Genomic DNA, 19,433 nt, shown 5'->3' with positions numbered 1-19,433 from the left:
GTATTGAAGAAAACTGCCCTCGGCGGCGTGGCCGCCGTCAGTGCATCGCGCGCGACGCGTGCGTCGGATGCAGCGCAGGCGGGTCGGTTGCGTCGGCCGCGCGCAGCGGCGTGCCGGTGCACGGTTGCGTCGACACCGAGAAGCCGAACGTATTGATGCCGCCGGAGCACGCGACGAACACGCTGCCGCCATGCATCTCCGCGACGGCCTTGACGATCGACAGCCCGAGCCCGTGATTCTCCTTGCTGTTCGCGCGCGCTTCCTCGAGCCGGTAGAAGCGCTCGAACACGTGCGAACGCTGCACGGGATCAATGGGTTCGCCGGGGTTCGCGACCGACACGTCGACGAGGGTGTCGCGGCGCGTGATCGTCACGTTCAGCGCCGCGCCGGGCGCCGAATGCTGGATCGCGTTGATCAGCAGGTTGGTCATCGCACGGCGGAACAGCGACGGATCGACGGCCGCGCGCGCGTCGCCGTGCAGTTCGGCGCGCAACTGCGCTTCGTCGAGTGGAATTTCGAGGAAGTCGAGCATGCGCCGCACCTCGTCGGCGAGCGACACGTGCTTCAGGTCGGTCGCGCGCTCGCCGCGATCGCTGCGCGACAGGAACAGCATGTCGTTGATGATCACGCGCAGCCGTTCGAACTCCTCGAGGTTCGACTGCAGCGTCTGGCGCATCCGGTCGACCGAGCGGTCGCGGCTCGTCAGCGCGACCTGGGTTTGGCCGATCAGGATGCTGATCGGTGTGCGCAGCTCGTGCGCGACGTCCGCGTTGAAGGCTTCGAGCCGCGCGTAGGTTTGCTGGATGCGTTCGAGCGCGCCGTTGAACGACGCGGCGAGATCGCGCAGCTCGGTCGGCAGCGCTTCAGTTTGCAGCCGCTGGCGGCGGTTGGTAGCGCTGATGGCCGTTGCGTCCTGCGACAACCGTTCGAGCGGCGCGAGCCCGAAGCGCGCGACCGCGCGGCTCAGCAGCAGCGTAATGACGGTGGCCGTCGCGATCAGCGCGGCGAGCGTCCATACGAACCGGCGCAGCATCCGCTGCGTGCGCTCGCACGACGACGCGACGATCAGCTTCAGGTCAGGGCGCTCGCCGCTGCCTGCGATCGGGACGGTCTTCGTCATCACGTCGTAGCTGCTGTGGTTGAGCGCGTACTGCTGGAATGCGCCGAACGGTTTGCCGACGGGCGCGCCGTCGATCGGATGACCGAAGCGGAAATCGGCGTCCGGGCTCTCGACCTGGTAGCGCGTCGAGCCGTCGGGCGGTTCGAGGTCGGCGAGCTTTTCCTGCATCAGCCGGCCGCGCGCGGCCGTGGTCGCGTGCGATACGATCATCTGCGCGACCTTCGCGCGCGTGTCGATCGTTGCGCGCAGTTCGGCGAACAACTGGCGCTCCATCATCACGAACAACCCGCAACCGACCAGCGTGAACACGAGCAGTGACACGATGCCGAACATCGCCGACAGGCGCAGGGTGATCGAGCGTTTCATGCGTGCCTCTCGCTGTCGGCGTCCTCGCGCGCCTCGAGCACGTAGCCCATGCCGCGGATCGTGTGCAGCAGTTTCTCCGCGAACGGGCCGTCGAGCTTCGCGCGCAGCCGCTTGATCGCCGTCTCGACGACGTTCGCGTTGCTGTCGAAGTTCACGTCCCACACGAGTTCGGCGATCGTCGTCTTCGACAGCACTTCGCCGCTGCGCCGCGCGAGCACGCCGAGCAGCTGGAATTCCTGCGCGGTCAGGTCGAGGCGCGTGCCGTCGCGGGTCGCGCGGCGGCCGATCAGGTCGACGCGCAGATCGCCGATCGAGATCAGCGTCGATTCCTGCACGCGCGCGCGGCGCGTCAGCGCGCGCAGCCGCTCGATCAGCTCGAGGAACGAGAAGGGTTTGGTCAGGTAGTCGTCGGCGCCGCCGCGCAGCCCGCGCACGCGGTCGTCGACGCGGTCGCGCGCGGTCAGCATGATGACGGGCGTCTGCTTCTGCGCGCGCAACGCGCGCAGCACGCCGAAACCGTCGAGCTTCGGCAGCATCACGTCGAGCACGACCACGTCGTAGTCGAACTCGACCGCCTTCCACGCGCCGTCCTCGCCGTCGAGCGCGGTATCGACGACCCAGCCTTCCTCGGTCAGGCCGCTTTTCAGGTATTCGACGACTTTCGGTTCGTCTTCGACGATCAGGACTTTCATAGGCTTGTCCGCGTAACCGGGTTAGGGGGCCACGCCCGCATCGTGCTGCGGGGCCGCCGCGACGGCGGTTGGCACGGTGGTGCCGTCCCAGCCGCCGCCGAGCGCCTTCGCGAGAAACACGACGAGCGCCGCGCGCTGGCCCTGGATCTGCACGGCCTGGCGCTCGCTCGTCAGCAATTGCTGCTCGGCGGTCAGCACGTCGATGAACGGCGTCAGGCCGCCCGCGTAGCGGTCCTGCGCGAGCGACACGAGCTTGCGCGCATCGTCGACGGCGGCCGACGCCTGCTGCGCGGCCTGCGCGAGCACCGACAGGCCCGTTACGGCATTCTGCACCTCCTGGAACGCGGTGAGCACGGTCTGCCGGTAATTGGCCTGCGCGGCCACGTAGCCGGCCTGCGCGTAATCGACGCCGGCCTTCAGCTTGCCGCCTTCGAACAGCGGCTGGCTGACCGACGCGCCGACCGACCACAGCAGCGCCGGCACGGTGAACAGGCCGGCGAAGCGCGTCGCATCCCAGCCGATATCGGGCGACAGCGCGATGCGCGGGAAATACGCGGCGCGCGCGACGCCGATCTGCGCGTTCGCGGCGGCCATCGCGCGTTCGGCGGACGCGACGTCCGGCCGCCGCTGCAGCAGGTCGCTCGGCATGCCGGTCGGCAATTCGGGCGCGTTGATCGGCACGACGCGCGGCGGCAGCGAGAACGCGGGGGCCGGCGTGCCGACCAGCGTCGCGATCGCGGTTTCCACCTGCACGCGCTGCTGGAGCAGCAACTGCGCCTGCGTGCGCGTTGCGTCGAGCTGCGAGCGCTGCTGCAGCAGGTCGAGGCCCGAGACCGCGCCGAGGTCGTGGCGCGCGCTCACGTAGTCGAGCGCCTTCTGCTGCAGGTCGATCGAGCGCTTGACCACGTCGATCTCGGTATCGAGCTCGCGCAGCGCGAAGTAGCTCGACGCGAGATCGGCGGTCAGCACGAGGCGCGCGTTCGCGAAATCGTCGCGCGCCTGCTCCGAGCTGGCCTGCGCGGATTCGACACTGCGCCGCACGCGGCCGAACAGGTCGAGCTCGTAGCTGACGCTCGCGCCGACCTGGATGTCGTTCTGCACGGTCGACGTGCTTGCCGTCGCATAGTTGGTCTGCGGCCGGTCGGCGGAGATCTTGAAGCGCTGGCCGCTGGCGTTCAGGCCGACGGCCGGATACTGCGCGGACGCGACCGACGCGAGCGTCGCCTTCGCCTGGTCGTAGCGCGCGGCGACGGCCTTCAGGTTCTGGTTGTTGCGCAGCGCGTCGGCTTCCAGCGCATCGAGCTGTGCATCGCCGAACGCGCTCCACCACGCCGGATCGAGCGGCGCGCGGGCCGGCGCGGCCGGGTGCCAGTACGCATCGGCAGGGTCGAGCCGCCACGCGGCCGGCGTATCGACGGCCGGGCGGCGGTAATCGGGGCCGACGGTGCAGCCGGCGAGGGCCGCGAGCGCGACCATCGCCACGGCGGCAACCGCCGTCGGGCGCAGGCGGGCGCGCGTCGCGATCACGACTTCGCTCCCGCAGCCGCGGAGGCCGGCTGCGCGGCTGGCGCCTGCACGACGACCGTGTCGCCGTCCGCGAGCGCGTCGCTCGGGTTCGCGACGAGGCGGTCGTTCGGCGTGAGCGGGCCGTCGACTTCGAGCGTCTGGCCGATCGTGCGCACGACCGACACGGCCTTCAGGTGCACGTGGCCGTTCGCGCCGACGGTCGCGACCGTCGGCCCTTCGGCGCGGAACAGCAGCGTGTTGGCCGGAATCTGCAGGCGGCCGACCGGCGTCATCGGCAGCGTCGCCTGCACGTACGCGCCGGGCAGCAGCCGTCCGTCCGGGTTCGGCAGCGTGATCTCGATCTGCAGCGAACGCGTCGCGACGTCGATCGCCTGCGACGTGCGCGTGATCGTGCCGTCGAAGGTCTGGCCGGCCAGTTCGGCTTGCGCGATGCTCACGTGCTGGCCGACCTGCACCTGCTGCGCATACGCCTGCGGCACCTGCACGTACAGGCGCAGCCGGTCGGCCTGCACGACGGTGAACAGCGAGCGGCCCGCGTTGCCGGAGTTCACGAGGTCGCCGACGTCGACGTTGCGCTGCGTGACGATCCCGTCGATCGGCGCGACGATGCGCTGGAAGCCCTTCAGCTCGGTGAGCCGGCGCACGTTCGCGTCGGCCGCGGCGAGGTTCGCGGTGCCCTGGTTGAACGCGCCCTGGCGGTCGTCGAGTTCCTGCTGCGATACCGCATCGCGCTGGCGCAGCTGCTGAGCGCGGTCGAACGACGTCTTCGCGAGCGCGAGCGTGGCCTGCGCCTGCTGGCGCTGCGCGGTGGCCTGCGCGAGCTCCTGGTTCAGCTCGGGCGTGTCGAGCTCGGCGAGCAGTTGCCCCTGCTTCACGTGTGCGCCGATATCGGCCTGCCAGCGCAGCACGTAGCCGCTCGCACGCGCGTAGATCGGCGCCTCGATGAAGCCGCGCAGCGTGCCGGGCAGCGTCAGCTTGCCGCCGGTGGCCGCATCGACCGGATGCACGACGTTGACGTACTGGCGCGTGTTCTGCACGGCAACGGCGTCGAGCTGGCTGCGGTTCAGCACGTTGACGACGATCGTGCGCGCCGCGCCGGCGGCGAGCAGCACGCCGATCACGATCAGCACGATCCGCCCGCGCCGCGACACCGACGTGCGGCTCGGCAGGTGCATGCCGTGTTCATCCACCTGGATGCCGACGGCGCTGTGATGTTTCTCTTCCATGAATTAACCGGTCTATAGGCGAAAGTCAGTGTCCGGCCTGGCGCGCGCGCCGGCGGGCCAGCCGCGAATGCACGCCGCCGAACACGAGCGGCACGAACAGCAGCGTCGAAACGGTTGCGAACAACAGGCCGCCGATCACCGCGCGGCCCAGCGGCGCATTCTGCTCGGCGCCTTCGCCGAGGCCGAGCGCCATCGGCACCATCCCGATGATCATCGCGAGTGCCGTCATCATCACCGGCCGGATCCGCGTCGCGCCGGCTTCCAGCGCGGCGGTGAGCGGCGGCGCGCCGGCCGCGAGGCGCTGCCGCGCGAACGACACGACCAGAATACTGTTGGCGGTCGCGACGCCCACCGTCATGATCGCGCCGGTCAATGCGGGCACGCTCAGGTGCGTGCCGGTGATGAACAGCATCCACACGATGCCGGCGAGCGCGGCCGGCATCGCGCTGATGATGATCAGCGGGTCGAGCCACGACTGGAAGTTGACCACGATCAGCAGGTAGACGAGGACGATCGCCATCGCGACGCCCGCGCCGAGGCCGATATAGGAGGTGCGCATCGTCTCGACCTGGCCGCGTACCGACAGGTCGGTGCCGCGCGGCAGCGTCGCGCGCGCGTCGGACACGACCCGGTCGATCTCGCCGGCGACCGAACCGAGATCGCGGCCTTCGACGCTCACGTACAGGTCGATCGCCGGCCGGATGTTGTAGTGCGTGATCACGGCCGGGGTCTCGGTCGTGCGGATCTGCGCCAGGTTGCCGAGCAGTTGCAGCGGCGTGCCCGCGCGGCCGCTCGCGGAAATCGGCGTGGCGAGCAGGTCGTCGACCGACGAGATGTTGTATTGCGGGGTCTGGATCTGCAGCGGGTACTGGACGCCGGTGCGCGGGTTGATCCAGAACGACGGGGTCGTCTGCGCACTGCCGGACAGCGAGATCAGCATGTTCTGCGCGACGTTCTGCGCGGAGAGATTGAGCTGCTGCATGCGCGTACGGTCCATGTCGGCCAGCAGGGTCGGTCCGTCGTTGCGCTGCAGCACGTGCACGTCGACGGCGCCGGGGATTTGCCTGATCTTCTTCATCAGGCTGCTCGCGATAGTCATGTTACTCGCGAGATCGTTGCCCAGCACCTGCACGTCGATCGCGGCCGGCTGCCCGAAGTTGAGGATCTGCGTGATGATGTCCGACGGCTGGAAGAAGAACTCGACGCCGGGGAAGCGCTGCGGCAGCAGCGCGCGCAGCGTCTTCACGTAATGCTCGGTCGCGCGGTGGCCGGGCTTCAGTGCGATCATCAGTTCGCCGTCGAGCGAGCCGATCGTGCCGCTGTTGCTGTACGACAGGTTGATGCCGCTGACCGGCAGCCCGAGGTTGTCGACGATCGCGCCGAGTTCGTCCGGCGGCACGGCTTCGCGGATCACGCGCTCGACCTGGTCGGCGAGGCGCGCGGTTTCCTCGATCCGGTAGCCGGTCGGCGCACGCATGTGCAGCCGGATGTTGCCGGAGTCGGCATTCGGGAAGAAGTCGCGGCCGAGCGTGAACACGAGGCCGGTCGACAGCACGCAGAAGCCGAGGAAGCACATCGCGTAGAAGCGGCGACGCACTAGCAGGATGCTCAGCAGCACGATGTACCACGCGCGCAGCCGCTCGAACGCGTTGTTGAACGCGTGATGGATGCGCGCGAAGCGCGACGTCGAATGGTCGGGGCCGGTGCTCGCCTGCTGAGGGCGGAACAGCAGCATCGCGAGCGTCGGCACGAGCGTACGCGACAGCACGTATGACGCGAGCATCGCGAACACGACGGCCTCGGCGAGCGGCACGAACAGGAAGCGCGCGACGCCGGTCAGGAAGAACATCGGCACGAACACGATACAGATGCACAGCGTCGACACGAACGCGGGCACCGCGATTTCGCCGGCGCCTTCGAGGATCGCCTCGTGCAGGTTGGTGCCCAGGTGCAGGTGCCGCTCGATGTTCTCGATCGTGACGGTCGCGTCGTCGACCAGGATCCCCACCGCGAGCGCGAGCCCGCCGAGCGTCATGATGTTGATGGTCTCGCCGAGCGCCGACAGCGCGATCAGCGACGTGAAGATCGACAGCGGGATCGAGATCGCGATGATCAGCGTGCTGCGCCAGTTGCCGAGGAACAGCAGGATCATCATCGCGGTCAGCACGGCGGCGATCAGCGCCTCGTGGATCACGCCCTGCACGGCGGCGTTGACGAACACCGACTGGTCGAACAGCGGCGTGATCGTGAGCCCTTCGGGCAGCGTCGGGATCACCTTCGGCAGCAGCGCCTTCAGGTCCGACACGACCTTCAGCGTCGACGCGTCGCCGGTCTTCAGGATCGAGATCAGCACGCCGCGCTGGCCGTTCTGGCGCACGACGTTGGTCTGCGGCGCGAAGCCGTCGCGCACCGCCGCGACTTCGCGCAGGTAGGTCGTCGCGCCGTTGACGGTCTGGATCGGCAGGTTGTTGATGTCGGCGATCGTGTCGGCCGATGCATTCGTGTCGATCCGGTATTCGGTCTGGCCCATCTTCGCGGTGCCGGTCGGCAGCACGAGGTTCTGCGCGTTGATCGCATTGACGATGTCGGCGGGCGTGAGGCCCTTCGCGAGCAGCGCCTGCGGATCGAGGTCGATCGCGACGACGCGCGTGCGGCCCCCGTACGGGAACGGGATCTGCGCGCCGCGGACCGTGATCAGTTGCGGGCGCAGGAAGTTCAGCGCGATGTCGGCGAGCGACTGCTCGCTGAGCGTCTTGCTCGACAGCCCGAGCTGGATCACCGGAATGCTCGACGCCGAGTAGGTGATCACGAGCGGCGGCGTCGCGCCCTGCGGCATCTGCCGGACGATCGCCTGCGCGGACGACACCGTCTGCGCGATCGCCGTCTGCACGTCCGCGCCCGGTTGCAGGAACACCTTCACGACCGCGATGCCGGGCAGCGACGTCGATTCGATGTGCTGGATGTTGTTGACCGTCGTCGTCAGGATCCGCTCATGAACGGCCGTGATCCGGTTGGTCATGTCCGTCGCCGAGAACCCGTTGTAATTCCAGATCACGCTGATGACGGGGATGTTGACCGCCGGCAGCACGTCGACGGGCGTGCGCATCAGCGTAAGCGGGGTGGCCAGTACGATCATGATGGCCATCACGATGAACGTGTAGGGGCGCCTGAGGGCGAGATTGACGATCCACATGGAGGCAGCGGGACAGGCGTGATCAGGCGTCGGTGAAGGGAACCCGAATGATAGGCGTCGGGGCTGAACGCGTTACTGACATGAAACTGGCGAAATTGTCAGTTTCGGGCGCGGTGAGGGTTGGCCGATTCGTCCGATGGAAAGCGGGCAGGCGCGGAAGCCGGAAAACGGCTGCCGGATCGGCGGCCCGCGCTGCAGCGGCGACGGTCTCGTTCATCGCGCCGCGCTCAGATCTGCTCCATGCCGACCCGCGCGAGCGCGGCCAGGTCGACGACTTCGATCTGGTTGTACGCGAGCCGCAGCACGCCGCGTTTCTCGAGTTGCTGCAGCGCCTGGTTGATCCGCTGTCGCGATACGCCGACGAGCATGCCCAGTTCCTCCTGCGAGATCGGGAGCGACGGACCGGTGTCCGGATACAGATCGGGATTGAACAGTTGCGCGAGCGCCTGCGCGACGCGTGCATCGACGTCGAGCAGCCGGCTGTTCTGGATCGACGCGATGAACTCGCCCATCCGGTTGTTCAACTGGTGGATCACGAAGCGCGTGAACGGCAGGCTGGTGTCGAGCAGCGCATGGAACGTGTCGACCGGTACGAACAGCACGATCGAGCGCTGGACTGCGGCCACTTCGTATTTGCGCAGCTCGCGCTTGATCACGCTGCCTTCGCCGAACCAGCCGCCCGACGGCACGCCGGAAAACGTGCAGCCGCGCCCCGATGCATTGAAGATCGCCAGCTTCAGCAGCCCGCGGTGCACGCCGATCCAGTACTCGGACGGCGCGAGTCGCTGCGCGATCACGTCGCCGGCTTCGCGCTGCTCGGCGCGCGACTGCGCGAGCACCAGCGCCTGATGCGCCGGCGCGAGCGCGCGGAACCACGCGCATTGCCCGAACAGCGTCGACAGCGCCGGCAACGGGCCCGGTTCGAACGGCGTGCCGGCCGTGCCGGGCGGGGTAGCGGCCGCGTCGGGCGGCGCAACGAGGTGGTCGTGCATGAGTGCGGGTTTGCGAGGATAGGGATAACGCGCAGCGCTCGAAAGGCACTCTGTCGTTTCGATGACAGACGGCTCACAATAGCGCCCGTTAGGCTATCGGCAATTGAACCACATCAAAACGAATCGGGGTGCATGCACTCCGGCTGAACACGAGACCGATGCGTGCGCCGCGGCGTCGATGCCCGCGCCGGTCGACAGAAAACGGGAGACAGGATCATGACGCAGATGTTCGAGGCCGGACTCGGCCGCCGCGACGCCAACTACGTGCCGCTCACGCCGATCGACTTCCTGGTCCGAGCGGCCGAAGTCTACGGCGCGCGCCTGGCCATCGTGCACGGCGACGTGCGGCGCACGTGGGGCGAGACCTACACGCGCGCGAAGCAGCTGGCGAGCGCGCTCGCGCAGGCCGGCGTCGCGCGCGGCGAGACGGTCGCGGCGGTGTTGCCGAACATCCCGGCGATGGTCGAGGCGCACTTCGGCGTGCCGATGGCCGGCGCGGTGCTCAACACGATCAACACGCGGCTCGACATTTCGTCGGTGCTGTTCATGCTGCGTCATGGCGAAGCGAAGGTGCTGATCGTCGACACCGAATACGCGGATCTCGCGCATCGCGCGGCGCTCGAGGTGCCGGGCCTGAAGATCATCAGCGTCGCCGACGCGATGCCGGCCGACCCCGCGCGCTTCGCCGGCGCGACCGACTACGAAGCGTTCGTCGCGGGCGGCGACCCCGACTACGCATGGACGCCGCCCGCCGACGAATGGGACGCGATCGCGCTGAACTACACGTCCGGCACGACCGGCGACCCGAAGGGCGTCGTCTATCACCATCGCGGCGCGCATCTCGCGGCGATCAGCAACATCCTCGAATGGGACATGCCGAAGCACGCCGTGTATCTGTGGACGCTGCCGATGTTCCACTGCAACGGCTGGTGCTTTCCGTGGGCCGTCGCGGCGCGCGCGGGCGTGAACGTGTGCCTGCGCAAGTTCGATGCGAAGACGGTATTCGACCTGATCCGCCGCGAGCGCATCACGCATTACTGCGGCGCGCCGATCGTGCAGAGCGCGATCGCGAATGCGCCGGCCGAGTTCCGCGAAGGTATCGGTCACACGGTGCACGCGATGGTCGCCGGTGCGGCGCCCGCACCGGCCGTGATCGCGAAGATGAAGGAGATCGGCTTCGACCTGCTGCACGTGTACGGGCTGACCGAGGTCTACGGCCCGGCGACCGTGTGCGCGAAGCAGGCGCACTGGGACGTGCTGCCCGACGACGAACGCGCGCGGCTCAATGCGCGCCAGGGCGTGCGGTATCACCTCGAAGCGGGCGCGACGGTGCTCGACCCGGACACGATGGCGCCGGTGCCCGCCGACGGCGAGACGCTCGGCGAGATCATGTTCCGCGGCAACATCTGCATGAAGGGCTACCTGAAGAACCCGCACGCGACGGATGAAGCCTTCCACGGCGGCTGGTTCCATACGGGCGATCTCGGCGTGCTGACGCCGGACGGCTATATCCGGATCAAGGATCGTCGCAAGGACATCATCATTTCGGGCGGCGAGAACATCTCGAGCATCGAGGTGGAAGATGCGTTGTACCGGCATCCGGCCGTCGCGGTCGCGGCCGTGGTCGCGATGCCCGACCCGAAGTGGGGCGAGGTGCCGTGCGCGTTCGTCGAACTGCGCGAAGGCGCGAGCGCGACCGAGGAGGAGATCGTCGCGCACTGCAAGCAGCTGCTCGCCGGGTTCAAGGTGCCGAAGGCCGTGCGTTTCGGCGAATTGCCGAAGACGTCGACCGGCAAGATCCAGAAATTCCAGCTGCGCAACGCGGTCGGATCGGACAAGGCGATCGATCTGGCGGGGGACAAGAAGTAACGTCGCCGGCGCGCGTCGTGCGGTTCGACGCCGCCGGGCGTCAACGCATCAATGCACGACGAGCCACGCAATCACCAGATACCGGCCGACCTTCGCGATCGTGACGATCGCGAGGAAGGTCGGTAGCGGCTCGCGCAGCACGCCGGCGATCATCGTCAGCGGATCGCCGATCACCGGCGCCCAGCTCAGCAGCAGCGACCAGCGGCCATAGCGCTGGTACCAGCCCTCGGCGCGCGCGAGCGCGGCCGGCTTCACCGGAAACCAGCGGCGATCGCGGAAATGCTCGATGCCGCGGCCGAGCGCCCAGTTGATCGCCGAGCCGGCGACGTTGCCGACGCTCGCGACCAGCACCAGCGCCCACACGGGCTCGCGCCCGGCGAGCAGCAGGCCGGCGAGCACGGCTTCGGACTGGAGCGGAAACAGGGTCGCGGCGACCATCGACACGGCGAACAGGCCGCCGTAAGTGAGCAATTCGGACATCGCGCGATTGTACCGGCCGCGCAGCGGCCGGCATCGCTCACGCGGCGTCGGCGGTGCCGAACAGCAGGTGCGAGATCATCGACTTGTCGACCGGTTCGTCGTTGAGCGTGCTCGCGAGCAGTTCGCCCGCGAGCTGCTGCGGCGAGAACACCATGTCGGGTTTCAGCAGGCGCAGCCGTTCGAGGTTGCGCTGCTGGTTCACGAGCGCCACCGTGCGCACCGTCGGCGCGATCTCGCGGATCGCGAGGATGATGAACGCGTTCTCGGCGTCGTCGGAGCGCAGCGCGAGCACCGCGCGGGCCGTTGCCGCGCCGGCGCCTTCCAGCACCGCGTGGTCGGTGGCGTCGCCGACGATCAGGTCGGTCCCGCCCGCATAGCTGTGCTCGACGCCGGCCGGCACGATGACGGTCACGGCGTAGCCGCGCTTGCGCAGCCCGTCGTGCACCGCATGCGCGACGGGCGTCGCGCCGACGATCAGGAAATGATGCTTGCGGATCACGTTCGAAATGCCTCCCTGGACGATCCGTTTCAGATTGCCGCCGATCACCGGGCCGATGACCGCGCTGATCGACGTCGCGAACACCGTGATGCCGAGCACGATCACCGACGCGGTAAAGAGGCGCGCGGTGGGCGCGTGCGGAACGATGTCGCCGTAGCCGACCGTCGACATCGACACGATCGAGAAGTAGATGGCGGTGGCGAGATCGTGGACCGGCGGCGTGAATTCGTCGCCGAGATAGAGCACGCCGAAGGTCGCGTAGATCAGCAGCGACACGATGCTGAGCAGCGCGAACAGGCTGCTCGCGGCGACGCTCGCGCGATCGAAGTGGCGCCAGTAGTAGATCAGCGCGACGGCGAGCACGGCCGTGTAGACGAACACGGCATGACTGCGGTAACCGCCGACGATGCTGATCGCGGCGGCCGCGACCAGCAGCACGATCGACAGCACCCACGCGACGCGTGCGCGCAGCACGATGCCGATGGCCATCGTCGCGAGGCCGGCCGCGACGACGACCTGCGGCAACACGACGAGGCCCGCGTTGTCGACGAGGCTCAGCGCGTCGGCGAGCCACGCATGATGGACGCCGAGCTTCGCATGTGCGACGACGGGGCGCAGCACCATCAGTGCATCGAGCGCGAGAAGGAGAGCGAGATACCAGTGCAGGCCGATCGGCGCGAACAGGCGCCGCAGGCGGGTAGTGACGTGCTTCATGCATTCGCCCGGGCGAGCCGGGCATGTCCAACGAACCAGGCGCTACCCTAAAGCATTCCGCGATCGGCTGCTTTTTCGAGGGGCGGCGCCGCCGGGCGACGCGGCACCCGCTTGTGCAGCCGCCCGGTCTCCGGCGTCAGTTCCAGCCGACCATGATCGCGCCCATCCCGACCAGCAGCCCGCCCGTCACGCGATTCATCGCGCGCATCCGCGCCGGCCGTTGCAACGCACGGCTCAGCCGGTGCGAGAACAGCGCCATCGACGCGACGCCGCCGGCGAACAGCACCGCGAAGGTCGTCGCGAGCAGCAGGAACTGCGCGTTCAGGCTCCAGTCGGCGTTCGGGACGATGAACTGCGGAAAGAACGACGGAAAGAACAGCAGCGTCTTCGGATTCAGCCCGGAGGTGGCCACGCCACGCCAGAACAGCGCGCGCCCGGTGTCGGCGTCGGATGCCGCAGCGCCGGGGGCGGCCGACGCGGCAGGCGCGTTTGCCGGTGCGCGGCTGAGCCATTGCTTGCAGCCGAGCCATACGAGGTACGCGGCGCCTGCCCAGCGCAGCACGGTCAACGCATGTTCGTTGAGATGGACCAGCGAATTCAGGCACAGCGCGGTCAGCGCGAGTTGCAGCAGCACGGCGAGCGTGCCGCCCCATACGCACGGCAGCGCGCGGCGCCAGCCGGTGCGCAGTGCCTGGTTCATCGTGAGGAGGTTGACGGGGCCGGGAGCGTAGATGAGGACGGCGGATGCAGCGAGGAACGACAGATAAAGCCTGAACGACATGACGGGATAGTACGGGAACAGGGAAGTCGGGCGCCGGCCCGGCAGCCGGATAGGCCGCGCGGGAGGCGGGGAATCGCATGCCTGCAGGTCCGGCGCCGCAACTCGTGATTGCGGCCAGGCGTCCCGGTGCGAAGGGGTTGTCGCGGGGAGCGTGCCAGACAACAGGCATGGAGAAAATGTATCAAGCGGGCCGGTTAAAAGGCTTCCTGTTTTCCAGCAAAACAGACCCGAAACCGGAATCCTGTTCAGATAGAATGCCGATTTTCAGTAGAAGATTCTTCCTGCCATGGCTACCCGCGAACGCTCGCCGAAAACCCTCGACAATCAGGACCGCAAGATCCTCGGTGCACTGCAAAAAAATGCGCGTCTGTCGAACGCCGAACTGGCCGAGCAGATCGGCATGTCGACCACCGCGTGCTGGAACCGCACGCGGCAACTCGAACTTGACGGCTACATCGACGGGTACGTCGCGCTCGTCAACCAGAAGATGCTCGGCTACGCGGACATCGTGATCCTCGAAGTCACGCTCGATCGCCACGAGGACGACGCGCTGGCGCGCTTCGGCGCCGAACTCGCGTCGCTGCCCGAGGTGCTCGAGGCGTATCTCGTGTCGGGCGAATACGACTACTGGATCAAGGTCGCGGTGGACGGCACGGCCGGCTACGAACGTTTCCTGCGCGAGAAGCTGTACAGGATTTCGAGCATCCGCCACAGCCGCTCGATGTTCGCGCTGCGGTGCATGAAGGATGTGCCGTCGATTCAGGTCTGACGGGATCGCGTCGGGCCGACGATCCGTCGCGGTGACGATGGATTCGGCTGCGCAGAAGAGGGGCGGCGATCGGGCTGCGCGACGCGTGCGCGCGGCCCTCAACCGAATACGGGCGGAAAAACGCCGACGGGGCCGGAAAACGGATGAATCTTCCGCGGCGACCCGGCGCGACACGATGCTGCGTGATCGCGCGTCGCCAGCGCCCGCAGCCGCCAGCCGCTGCGCTCACTGACGCTCAAGACGGTGCCGACGGCATGTCGGCATCGACTCATCCATGGCGCTCGCATCGTGCCGAGGCCATTCGAACCAGGACCATGCGGCCCTGTTTCATGAAATTCGTCCGGCGCTCCGATGCCGGATGCGGCGGCCTTGCGGCGCGCGTCCCGACAAGCGGATCGGACTGGTCATCGTGCCGCCGGCTGGCGGCCGGTTGCCGTGCTTAGTGCGGCAGGCGAGCGTGCGCTTCAGCGATGACTTCGCAGTTTTCCAGGTGCAGGGACCAGGCTTCTGCGATCAGCTCGCCAACACGTGCGAGCCAGCCAGCGGATTCGGTGGAACGGTTCGAAACATTAGACGTTTGCATGACGAAACCCCAGATAAGTGGTGGATTAGGGATAACCCTAATCATAAAGAAACTTCACCGCTTTGTGAAATGCGATTTCGTTATATGAGAATTACTGACATTCTCTGTTGCTACTGCGCAACACGGAGCGCACCCATGCGGACCGTCGTGGCGAGCCGGTGCGATGAGGCCGTGGCGAGCACGGCCTCGCATCGAGGGAATGGAAAAAGGGAGGGCAGTCGGGGCGGATGAGCGGTGGTCGTACGGCGATCAGGCGCCGATCCACCCGAACCGCCACGACAGCCGGCGCGTCGCCGCGAGCAGCGTATGCGCGAGCGCACTGTCCGGCCCGCGCGGGAAGCCGCGCGACGAGCCGATGATCGCGATCACGAGCCGGATGCTGCCGGTGTGATCGAACACGGGCGCGGCGATCGTGCCGATGCCGGGCACCGGCGCGTCGAACGCAAAATCGAGTTCGCCCGCGCGGATCGCCGCCAGCCGCGCGCGAAACGCGTCGTCGACCGGCGACGTGTTGCCGGCAAGGCGCACCGGTTCGTCGGCCAGCAGCCCGGCCAGCACGTCGTCGGACATGCCGGCCGCGAAGATCCGGCCGATCGCCGTATTGACGAGCGACATCACGGTGCCGACCTGCAGGCTCACGTGCTGCGGCCGTGCCGATTCCTCGAGCCGGATCACGGTCGGTCCGAGCGGCCCGAGCGTCGCGGCAGCCACGCTCATGTCGGTCGCGCCGGCGAGCGCGACGATTTCGGCTTCCGCATCGCGCGTCGGCGACACGCGCTGCATCGCGATCAGGCCCAGCGCCTGCGCGAGCGGGCCGCCGCCGAAGCAGCCGGCGTCGTCGCGGCTCAGCAGGCCGATTTTCTGAAGACTCACCAGATGCGGAAACGCCTTGGCCGCCGGCATCCCGGCCGCCGCCGCGAGATCGCGCAGCGGCAGCGCGCGGCCCGCGGACACGAGCGCGAGCAGCAGCTCGCCCGTGCTGTCGAGCGCATTGATGCCGCGTTGCGTCTTCGCATCGTCGCCGAGCGCGGGCGGCACGCGCGGCGTGGCCGGCGCTGCGGCCGGCACGGCCGGCGGTGCGTCGCATCCCGCGTCGAGCGACGCGGTGGCCTGCCGCGCGGCGTCGCGCAACGCCGTCGCGATCGGGCCGTCCCAGCCGACGTCGATCGACCCGGTCGAACCGATCACGGTCATGGCGAGTTGCAGGCGCCCGCCGGCATCCAGCACCGGCACGCACATCGCGCTGACGCCGGGGCTCGGCCGATCGACGCCGCGCTCGATCCCGCGCGCGCGGATCGCGTCGAGCCCGGCCTGCTGCGCAGGGGCATCGGTCGCCGGCGGCGCGTCTTCCGCGCCGGCGAGCGTGTCGCCCGCACCGGCCTGGCTGGCCGCCATCGCGTCGAGCTGCGCGGGATCGCCGAAGGCGCGGAACACGCGGCCGGTGGCGGTCGTGTCGAGCGACATCACCGACCCGACGTGCAGGTTCACGTGCAGCGGATAGCCGCCGTGCTCGATGCGCACGATCGTCGGCCCGAGCGCGCCCGGCACCGACAGCGCGACGCTCAGGCCCACCGTCTCCGCGAGCCGCGCCGCATGCGGCAACGCCGCGCGATAGGCCGGCTGGCGCTCGATCGACATCAGCCCGAGCCGCAGCGACAGCGGGCCCGGCTCGTAGTTGCCGGTGATCGCGTCGCGTTTGACGAGCGCGAGGCGCGTCAGGCTCACGAGATAGGTATGCGCCTGAGCGGTCGACAAGTCGGCCGCGCCCGCCAGCTCCGACAGCCCGAGCGGCTTGCGCCGGCGCGCGAACGCGTCGAGCAGCCGGCCGCCGACCTCGACGCTCTGGATGCCGCGCTGCGCCTTGGGCGGCGCGTCGTCTGCGCTGACTTCGTGGTTCTGCACGCGATGATTCTTCCGTTGACGAAACCCCGCATGGTATCCGACGCCATTTCCTGCACCAGCCCACACGTTTACCCGTATTAAACAATAGCAAGCGGATTTGCCATTGACAAATATTTGGCGCGGTACGATGATCCGCTCACTCCCCTCAACACATGGCTCGCAGCCACGGAACGCCACATGGCCAAAGCATTCGCATCCCAAGCCGATCTGGAAGAGAAGAAGGTCACCTGGACGAAGCTGTCCGAGAACGCATACGCGTACACCGCCGAAGGCGACCCGAACTCGGGCGTGATCATCGGCGACGACAGCGTGCTGATCGTCGACACGACCGCGACGCCCGCGATGGCGCAGGACCTGATCGCGAAGATCCGCAGCGTGACGGACAAGCCGATCAAGCACGTGGTGCTGTCGCACTACCACGCGGTGCGCGTGCTCGGCGCATCGGCGTATTTCGACGAAGGCGCGCAGCAGGTGATCGCGAGCCGCGGCACGTACGAAATGATCGTCGAGCGCGGCGAGGCCGACATGAAGTCGGAGATCGAACGCTTCCCGCGCCTGTTCGCGGGCGTCGAGACGGTGCCGGGCCTCACGTGGCCGACGCTCGTGTTCGAGCGCGAGATCACGCTGTTCCTCGGCAAGCTCGAAGTGAAGATCATGCACGTCGGCTCGGGCCACACGAAGGGCGACACGATCGTCTGGCTGCCGTCGCAAAAGGTGCTGTTCTCGGGCGACCTCGTCGAATACGACGCGGCCTGCTATTGCGGCGACGCGCAGCTCGAACAATGGCCGACCACGCTCGAGGCGCTGCGCGCGCTGGGCGCCGAGAAGCTCGTGCCGGGCCGCGGCCCCGCGCTGCTGAATCCGGCCGACGTGAACAAGGGCCTCGACTACACGAAGGACTTCGTGACGACGCTGCTCGCGCAGGGCCGCAAGGCGGTGGAGCGCAAGCTCGACCTGAAGGCGTCGATGGCGCTCACGCGCGAAGCGATGGACCCGAAGTTCGGCCACGTGTTCATCTACGAACACTGCCTGCCGTTCGACGTGTCGCGCGCGTTCGACGAGGCGAGCGGCATCACGCATCCGCGCATCTGGACCGCGCAGCGCGACAAGGAAATGTGGGCCGCGCTGCAGGACTGAGCGGGTCGTGACGGCGGGGCGTCCGGGTGGACGTCCCGCCGTTTTCCTGACGGCCCGTGAACGGCGGCGGCGTTGCGCCGCCGCCCACGGCGCCGATTTCCGATCTCACAAGAAAGCAGGGCGCATGCACGCCCTCGGAGACTGCTGCGCGCTCGATTCGCGCGGCCCGTTTGGAGAGAGACATGCCCCAATCGCTTCCCGCCGAAGCGACGATCGCGCACGCGAGTGCGGCGGCGTCGACTTCCGCACACGAGTCCGAATCCAGCGACGCGCTGCTGTTCCGCAAGATCGCGTGGCGGATCGTGCCGTTCCTGTTCCTCTGCTACGTCGTGTCGTTCCTCGACCGCATCAACATCGGCTTCGCGCAATTGCAGATGAAGCACGATCTCGGCTTCAGCGATGCGATGTACGGCCTCGGCGCCGCGGTGTTCTACGTCGGCTACGTGTTCTGCGAAGTGCCGAGCAACATGTTGCTCGCCCGCTTCGGCGCGCGCCGCACGTTCACGCGGATCATGCTGCTGTGGGGCCTCGCGTCGACCGGCATGATGTTCGTGTCGCAGCCGTCGCATTTCTACGTGCTGCGCTTCATGCTCGGCGTGTTCGAGGCCGGCTTCTTCCCCGGCATCGTGCTGTACCTGACCTACTGGTTCCCCGCGAACCGGCGCGCGGCGGCGATCTCGGTGTTCTTTGCGGGCGTCGCGGTCGCCGGCGTGCTCGGCGGCCTGATGTCGGGCTGGATCATGCGCGACATGAGCGGCGTGTTCGGGCTGCACGGCTGGCAGTGGATGTTCGCGATCGAAGGTGCGCCGGCCATCGTGCTCGCGTTCTTCGCGTTCACGTATCTGGTCGACCGGCCGCAGGACGCCGCATGGCTCACGTCCGACGAAAAGGCGCGGGTGGCCGCCCTGTGCGCGGACAGCCGCACGCACGGCACCGCGCGTGGTGCGCACGACGCACGCAGCGTGGCGGCCGCGCTCGCGAACCCGCGTGTCTACCTGTTCGCGTTCATCTATTTCGCGCTGACCTGCGCGTCGCTGACGCTCAATTTCTGGATGCCGCTGATGATCCGCGACTTCGGCGTGACCGACGTCGTGGCCGTGAGCCTGTACACGGTCGTGCCGAACGCGGTCGGCGCGGTGGGCCTGATCCTGATCGCGCGCCATTCGGATCGCACCGGCGAGCGCCGCAAGCACTTCGCGTGCTGCACGATCGGCGGCGGGCTCGCGCTCGCGGGATTGACGCTGCCTCTGCACAGCTTCGCGGCGATGCTCGCGTGCCTGTCGATCGCGGCGACGCTGATCTTCGCCGCGCTGCCGATCTTCTGGGCCGTGCCGACCCGCTACCTGTCGGGCAACGCGGCCGCGGCCGGGATCGCACTGATCAGCAGCATCGGGATCACGAGCGGCATCGTCAGCCCGTGGGTGATCGGGATGATCCGTACGCGCACCGGCAGCATGGATTTCGCGGTGTACCTGCTTGCCGCGCTGCTCGCGCTGAGCGGCGCCGCGCTGATGCTCGGCGTGAAGGGCGAACCCGCGTCACGCGCCTGACCCGCGGCCGGTCGCTGCCGGCGGGCGGCGGCG

At 68.2% G+C, this 19,433-nt stretch carries 14 protein-coding genes; 4 read left to right on the top strand and 10 right to left on the bottom strand.

All coding sequences use genetic code 11. From position 1 onward, the window contains the following. Nucleotides 1–37: 37 nt before the first annotated feature. The 6 genes from BX604_RS19295 to BX604_RS19270 all read right to left on the bottom strand — a co-directional run bounded on the left by BX604_RS19295 (nt 38) and on the right by BX604_RS19270 (nt 9,116). Nucleotides 38–1,486, bottom strand: a complete 1,449-nt coding sequence (locus BX604_RS19295) for a heavy metal sensor histidine kinase (RefSeq protein WP_098552207.1) — start codon at nt 1,484–1,486, stop codon at nt 38–40. After that, nucleotides 1,483–2,178 (bottom strand): heavy metal response regulator transcription factor, encoded by a 696-nt coding sequence (locus tag BX604_RS19290; RefSeq protein ID WP_057930191.1) that lies wholly within the window; start codon nt 2,176–2,178, stop codon nt 1,483–1,485. The genes BX604_RS19295 and BX604_RS19290 overlap by 4 nt, the downstream gene beginning before the upstream one ends. A gap of 21 nt (nt 2,179–2,199) precedes the next feature. Continuing rightward, a complete protein-coding gene (locus BX604_RS19285) occupies nt 2,200–3,654 on the bottom strand; it encodes an efflux transporter outer membrane subunit (protein WP_098552961.1) in 1,455 nt (484 codons plus the stop codon). 47 nt (nt 3,655–3,701) lie between these two features. Further along, nucleotides 3,702–4,931, bottom strand: coding sequence for an efflux RND transporter periplasmic adaptor subunit (locus BX604_RS19280; protein WP_098552206.1), 1,230 nt, complete (start codon nt 4,929–4,931; stop codon nt 3,702–3,704). A 25-nt stretch (nt 4,932–4,956) separates the two neighbouring features. Continuing rightward, nucleotides 4,957–8,124, bottom strand: coding sequence for an efflux RND transporter permease subunit (locus BX604_RS19275; protein WP_098552205.1), 3,168 nt, complete (start codon nt 8,122–8,124; stop codon nt 4,957–4,959). A gap of 227 nt (nt 8,125–8,351) precedes the next feature. Then, the gene (locus BX604_RS19270; protein ID WP_098552204.1) at nt 8,352–9,116 is read right to left on the bottom strand and encodes a Crp/Fnr family transcriptional regulator; all 765 of its coding nucleotides are present in this window, start codon (nt 9,114–9,116) and stop codon (nt 8,352–8,354) included. Between the two features lie 216 nt (nt 9,117–9,332). On the opposite strand from BX604_RS19270, the gene BX604_RS19265 reads away from it, so the two are divergent. After that, complete coding sequence (locus BX604_RS19265) at nt 9,333–10,985, top strand: acyl-CoA synthetase (RefSeq protein WP_098552203.1); 1,653 nt, start codon at nt 9,333–9,335, stop codon at nt 10,983–10,985. 48 nt (nt 10,986–11,033) lie between these two features. On the opposite strand, the gene BX604_RS19260 is transcribed toward BX604_RS19265, so the two are convergent. The 3 genes from BX604_RS19260 to BX604_RS19250 form a co-directional block, all read right to left on the bottom strand. After that, nucleotides 11,034–11,465 carry a YqaA family protein gene (locus tag BX604_RS19260; protein ID WP_098552202.1) on the bottom strand — a complete coding sequence of 144 codons (432 nt, stop codon included), beginning with the start codon at nt 11,463–11,465 and terminating at the stop codon, nt 11,034–11,036. A gap of 37 nt (nt 11,466–11,502) precedes the next feature. Further along, nucleotides 11,503–12,678, bottom strand: coding sequence for a voltage-gated potassium channel protein (kch, locus tag BX604_RS19255; protein ID WP_098552201.1), 1,176 nt, complete (start codon nt 12,676–12,678; stop codon nt 11,503–11,505). Between the two features lie 136 nt (nt 12,679–12,814). Beyond that, nucleotides 12,815–13,459, bottom strand: coding sequence for a LysE family translocator (locus BX604_RS19250; protein WP_098552200.1), 645 nt, complete (start codon nt 13,457–13,459; stop codon nt 12,815–12,817). Nucleotides 13,460–13,745: 286 nt separating this feature from the next. On the opposite strand from BX604_RS19250, the gene BX604_RS19245 reads away from it, so the two are divergent. Continuing rightward, nucleotides 13,746–14,228, top strand: coding sequence for an Lrp/AsnC family transcriptional regulator (locus BX604_RS19245; RefSeq protein ID WP_098552199.1), 483 nt, complete (start codon nt 13,746–13,748; stop codon nt 14,226–14,228). Between the two features lie 832 nt (nt 14,229–15,060). Here BX604_RS19245 and BX604_RS19235 read toward each other — a convergent pair. Then, nucleotides 15,061–16,713, bottom strand: a complete 1,653-nt coding sequence (locus BX604_RS19235) for an IclR family transcriptional regulator (RefSeq protein ID WP_098552197.1) — start codon at nt 16,711–16,713, stop codon at nt 15,061–15,063. A gap of 177 nt (nt 16,714–16,890) precedes the next feature. Between BX604_RS19235 and BX604_RS19230 the strand changes: the two genes are divergently transcribed. Then, complete coding sequence (locus BX604_RS19230) at nt 16,891–17,850, top strand: MBL fold metallo-hydrolase (protein ID WP_098552196.1); 960 nt, start codon at nt 16,891–16,893, stop codon at nt 17,848–17,850. Between the two features lie 182 nt (nt 17,851–18,032). Further along, nucleotides 18,033–19,400, top strand: a complete 1,368-nt coding sequence (locus tag BX604_RS19225; protein WP_098552195.1) for an MFS transporter — start codon at nt 18,033–18,035, stop codon at nt 19,398–19,400. Nucleotides 19,401–19,433 lie beyond the last annotated feature (33 nt).

It is taken from the genome of Burkholderia sp. JKS000303, assembly GCF_002563755.1.
GTDB lineage: Bacteria > Pseudomonadota > Gammaproteobacteria > Burkholderiales > Burkholderiaceae > Burkholderia > Burkholderia anthina_B.
Note: the sequence above shows the minus strand (reverse complement) of the source record. Positions and strands in the feature narration are given on the sequence as shown.